Here is a 3,867-nt window from a genome sequence, read left to right as displayed (position 1 = left end):
TGTCTGAATAGCCCGCGAGATTATGAAGCACTCGGGAAACCGTAGCGACAGAAACATTCGCTGCCTTGGCCACATCTTTAATTGTCGGAGGATTCATACGGTAAATTCCCTACTTTGCATAACATCTGATAGATTACGTAAACGTTTAAGTAGTTTTAGAATAGTCTCCCGTGCAGGATTTGTCAAATAGTTTTTAAATCGCTTACAATAATAAAAAGCTAACCGATTGATTTCGAAACTTTCAACTTTACTGAATTATAAAGCTCCATCCAAACAAACGCCCAAGATCGGAATCCCCGACTTAGGCGTTGTTCTCGAATTATAGGTATTTTCCCGTTCTATACATCCTCAACACGTACCCATGCGCCTTTCTCAATGGATTGATCCACGGCTTCCAGTACTTGCTGACACTGCACACCATCATAGAAGTTAGGTGCAAAATCAGAACCATTCGCGATGCTTTGAATGTATTCATACACCAAATGAATGAATGCATGCTCATACCCGATAGTGTGACCTGGCGGCCACCAATTGGCGGTATAGGGATGTATGCCTTCTGTTACAAGAATGGTACGGTATCCTTGGAGGTGCGGCGGATCGTCTTTAAAGTAAACTTCCAATTCATTGAGTCGTTCCAGATTAAATCGCATGGCGCCTTTACTGCCGTATATTTCAAAGGTTTGGTAATTTTTCCGCCCATATGCAAAGCGGGTTGCTTCGAATGTCCCCATCGCGCCATTCTTAAATTCAGCCAAGAATGACGTTGCATCATCCACGGTGACCTCCCCCATCTCATCCGATGCTACGGCTGTAAGACCCTGGCTTGATGCGGGGATTGGACGCTTATGCACGAACGTTTTGCTGTGTCCGACTACGCGTTCAAAATCGCCAATCAGGAAACGAGCTAAATCAATACAATGGGCATTTAAATCCCCATGCGAACCGGAACCGGCGACCTCTTTATTGAGACGCCATGCTAATGGAAATTCAGGATCTGCCAACCAATCCTGCAAATAGGTTGCTCTGTAGTGATGAATATCCCCAATTTGGCCTTCCGTGAGGATTTGTTTGGCCAACTGTACAGCAGGCAGGAAACGATAGTTGAAGCAAATGGCATGCTTGACACCCGACTGCTCTGCTGCTTGCAGCATCTCTCTAGCATCAGCAAGCGTCAAGGCTAGCGGCTTCTCGCAGAACACATGCTTCCCAGCCTTAACAGCCCCGAGTACAATCTCTTTATGTGCATTGCTTGGAGCATTCACATCAATTAAATCAATATCATCCCTGTTGATTAAGCGCTGCCAATCGGTTTCATAGCTAGACCATCCGAATTTCTCAGCAGCAGCCTGTACGCCGTCTTTATCTCGACCACAGATGGCTTGCATAGAAACATCTGCATCAAGTTCAAAGAACATGCCTACATCCTTATAAGCATGGCTGTGAGCCTTGCCCATAAATTTGTAACCAACCATCCCCACATTGATCACTGGTTTTAAGCCCACCACATTTCACCTGCCTGTTCACCTATGATGATCCCCTTCAGGAAATCCGCAGCTTTCTTGAAGCCTTCATCGGTCGACATCAAGCTATCCTCGTGCTCAATGCTAATGGCTCCGTCATAGCCTACTTTGCGCAATGTGCTGATGATTCCTTTCCACACGTTCATATCGTTCCCATAGCCAATCGTACGGAAAATCCATGAACGTTCAAGCTCATTGCTGTAAGGCTTTACATCAAGGACACCATTTAACGAGGTATTGCGCGCATCGATCCTCGTGTCTTTGGCATGTACATGGTAGATCGATTTCCCGAGTTTCTTAATGCACTCTTCAGGGTCCATCCCCTGCCAAAATAAATGGGAAGGATCAAAGTTAACGCCGATATTATCTCCGGTTTCTTGACGAAGCCGCAAAGCCGTCTCTGTGTTGTATACGACGAAGCCTGGATGAGCCTCAATCGCTACACGAACGCCATGCTGCCTGCAGAAGGCGGATTGCTCACGCCAATAGGGAATTGTTTTCTGCGACCACTGCCAGTCCAGTACTTCTAAGAAGTCAGGCGGCCATGGACAAGTGACCCACGATGGACTTTGGGACGTATCAGAATCACCTGGACATCCTGAGAAAGTAATAACCGTTTCAACACCCAAAGCTTCCGCCAGACGCACGGTATTCTGAAAATCTTCATGATGCTCAGCCGCAATGGCTGCATTCGGATGAAGCGGATTACCATGGCAGCTTAAAGCGCTAATCGATAGACCGCGCTGCTCCACCATTCGTTTCAAGTCAGCGATCTTGCCTGCATCGCGCAAAACCTCGGAAGGCGATATGTGGGCTTTGCCCACATATCCCCCTGTACCGATTTCTACCGTTTGCAATCCAGCCTTTTGAACAAGATCAAGAGCTGACTCGAGCGTTTTATCGCCATATAGTACTGCAAATACGCCCAATTTCATAGAAACACTCTCCTGCAAATTTTAGTAGTTTGCATCTGCTTTATAATATTGGTCAACATTTGCCGGTGTAACTGGAGCCGCATCCAAAATGATATGATGAGGAATACTTTGCTCCCAGAAGCCATCGACACCTTTGCCCTCTAACAGCTTAACAGCCAGATTGACAGCTGAACCGCTCATCGTCGGTGAATAAGTTAAGGATACAATCACATCAGGCTTTTGTTTTTCCTTCATCATTTGATAAATTTCTTTCTCACCGCCTGAGCTTACAATGAACATTTCCTTATCACGCTTCGCATCACGAATCGCTTGAACGATACCAATCGTCATATCATCGTCCTGCGAGTAAACGCCATCAATTTTTGCATTTGCCTGTAATATATTTTCCATTGCTTTCAAGGCTTTTTCTCTTGTAAAATCACCTGGCTGCGTAGCAACAATCTGAATACCAGGGTAATCTTTGAGGTAATCGCGGAAGCCCTTCGACCTGAGATCGGTAACCGTAGACGGAACTCCGGAAATTTCAACCACTTTTCCTTCTGGTTTTCCATTACGCTTCGTCATCTCTGCTACCAAATACTTGGCATCCCCGAAACCAATCCCGTAGTTATCTCCACCGATATACGTACGATAGTTCTCTGTATTTACAGCGCGATCAATAACAACCAGAGGAATGTTAGCTTTTGCAATTTTATCAGCAGCTGGTGTTAAGGCAGCGGACTCAATTGGCAGCATAACAATGGCATTGACTTTTTTCGTGATCAAATCCTCAATATCCGAGGTCTGCTTGGCAGGATCACTCGCTGTATACATAATAAGCTTCACGTTTTTGTGCTTCTGTGCTTCCGCCTTCGCATTCGCTACGAGAGCGCCCATCCATCCGTGGTCGGCCRAAGGCACCGAAATTCCTAACGTATATTCGCCGCCAGCGGCAGTCACACTCTGCGTTTCAGTCGCTTTTTCCGCAGGCTCCGTTGTTGTAGATGCCACTTTATCTGATGTCGTACAACCCGCTAATAAACCTGTTAAGGTAATCATGACAACTACGGTAGGAAACCATTTTTTCTTTAACATAGTAGACCTCCTGAGAATAGTATTTTGAATGGCTTGCTATTCTTTCTTTTGAAGCATAACGGCTGCTATAATAATCAGCCCTTTGACCACCCCCTGCAGATAGGGTGAAATATTAAGCAAATTCATGACATTACTCAAAACCCCTAAGATCAGAACACCAAATAATGTACCAATGATACGGCCCCGCCCTCCGGATAGGCTGGCCCCACCTATGATTACAGCAGCTATCGCATCCAACTCGTACATATTCCCTGAGCTTGAAGTCGAAATTGAATTTAAGCGTGAGGTTTCTATGATCGAGCCAATAGCCGCGGTGAATCCACAAATCATGTAAGAAA

The 3,867-nt window shown here is 45.7% G+C and carries 5 protein-coding genes; all 5 read right to left on the bottom strand.

Features of this window, described 5'->3' with window-relative positions:
• Positions 1–97 (bottom strand): LacI family DNA-binding transcriptional regulator (locus AC1DUA_RS27790; RefSeq protein ID WP_477502844.1); only part of this gene is annotated, 97 nt, incomplete at its 3' end.
• Between the two features lie 241 nt (positions 98–338).
• The gene (locus AC1DUA_RS27785; RefSeq protein WP_477502843.1) at positions 339–1,472 is read right to left on the bottom strand and encodes a Gfo/Idh/MocA family protein; all 1,134 of its coding nucleotides are present in this window, start codon (positions 1,470–1,472) and stop codon (positions 339–341) included.
• 20 nt (positions 1,473–1,492) lie between these two features.
• Positions 1,493–2,455, bottom strand: a complete 963-nt coding sequence (locus AC1DUA_RS27780; protein ID WP_477502842.1) for a sugar phosphate isomerase/epimerase family protein — start codon at positions 2,453–2,455, stop codon at positions 1,493–1,495.
• Between the two features lie 21 nt (positions 2,456–2,476).
• Positions 2,477–3,529, bottom strand: a complete 1,053-nt coding sequence (locus AC1DUA_RS27775) for a substrate-binding domain-containing protein (RefSeq protein WP_477502841.1) — start codon at positions 3,527–3,529, stop codon at positions 2,477–2,479.
• A gap of 36 nt (positions 3,530–3,565) precedes the next feature.
• On the bottom strand, positions 3,566–3,867 hold a 302-nt coding region (locus tag AC1DUA_RS27770; protein WP_477502840.1), incomplete at its 5' end, for an ABC transporter permease.

This window comes from Paenibacillus sp. 01T422, from assembly GCF_056398785.1.
The sequence above is the reverse complement of the archived record's forward strand: the minus strand, read 5'-3'. Positions and strand labels throughout refer to the sequence as shown.

Coding starts and splice junctions, on each gene's coding strand:
- AC1DUA_RS27785 (WP_477502843.1), bottom strand. CDS start 1,472: ATGGTTGGTTACAAATTTATGGGCAAGGCTCACAGCCATGCTTATAAG.
- AC1DUA_RS27780 (WP_477502842.1), bottom strand. CDS start 2,455: ATGAAATTGGGCGTATTTGCAGTACTATATGGCGATAAAACGCTCGAG.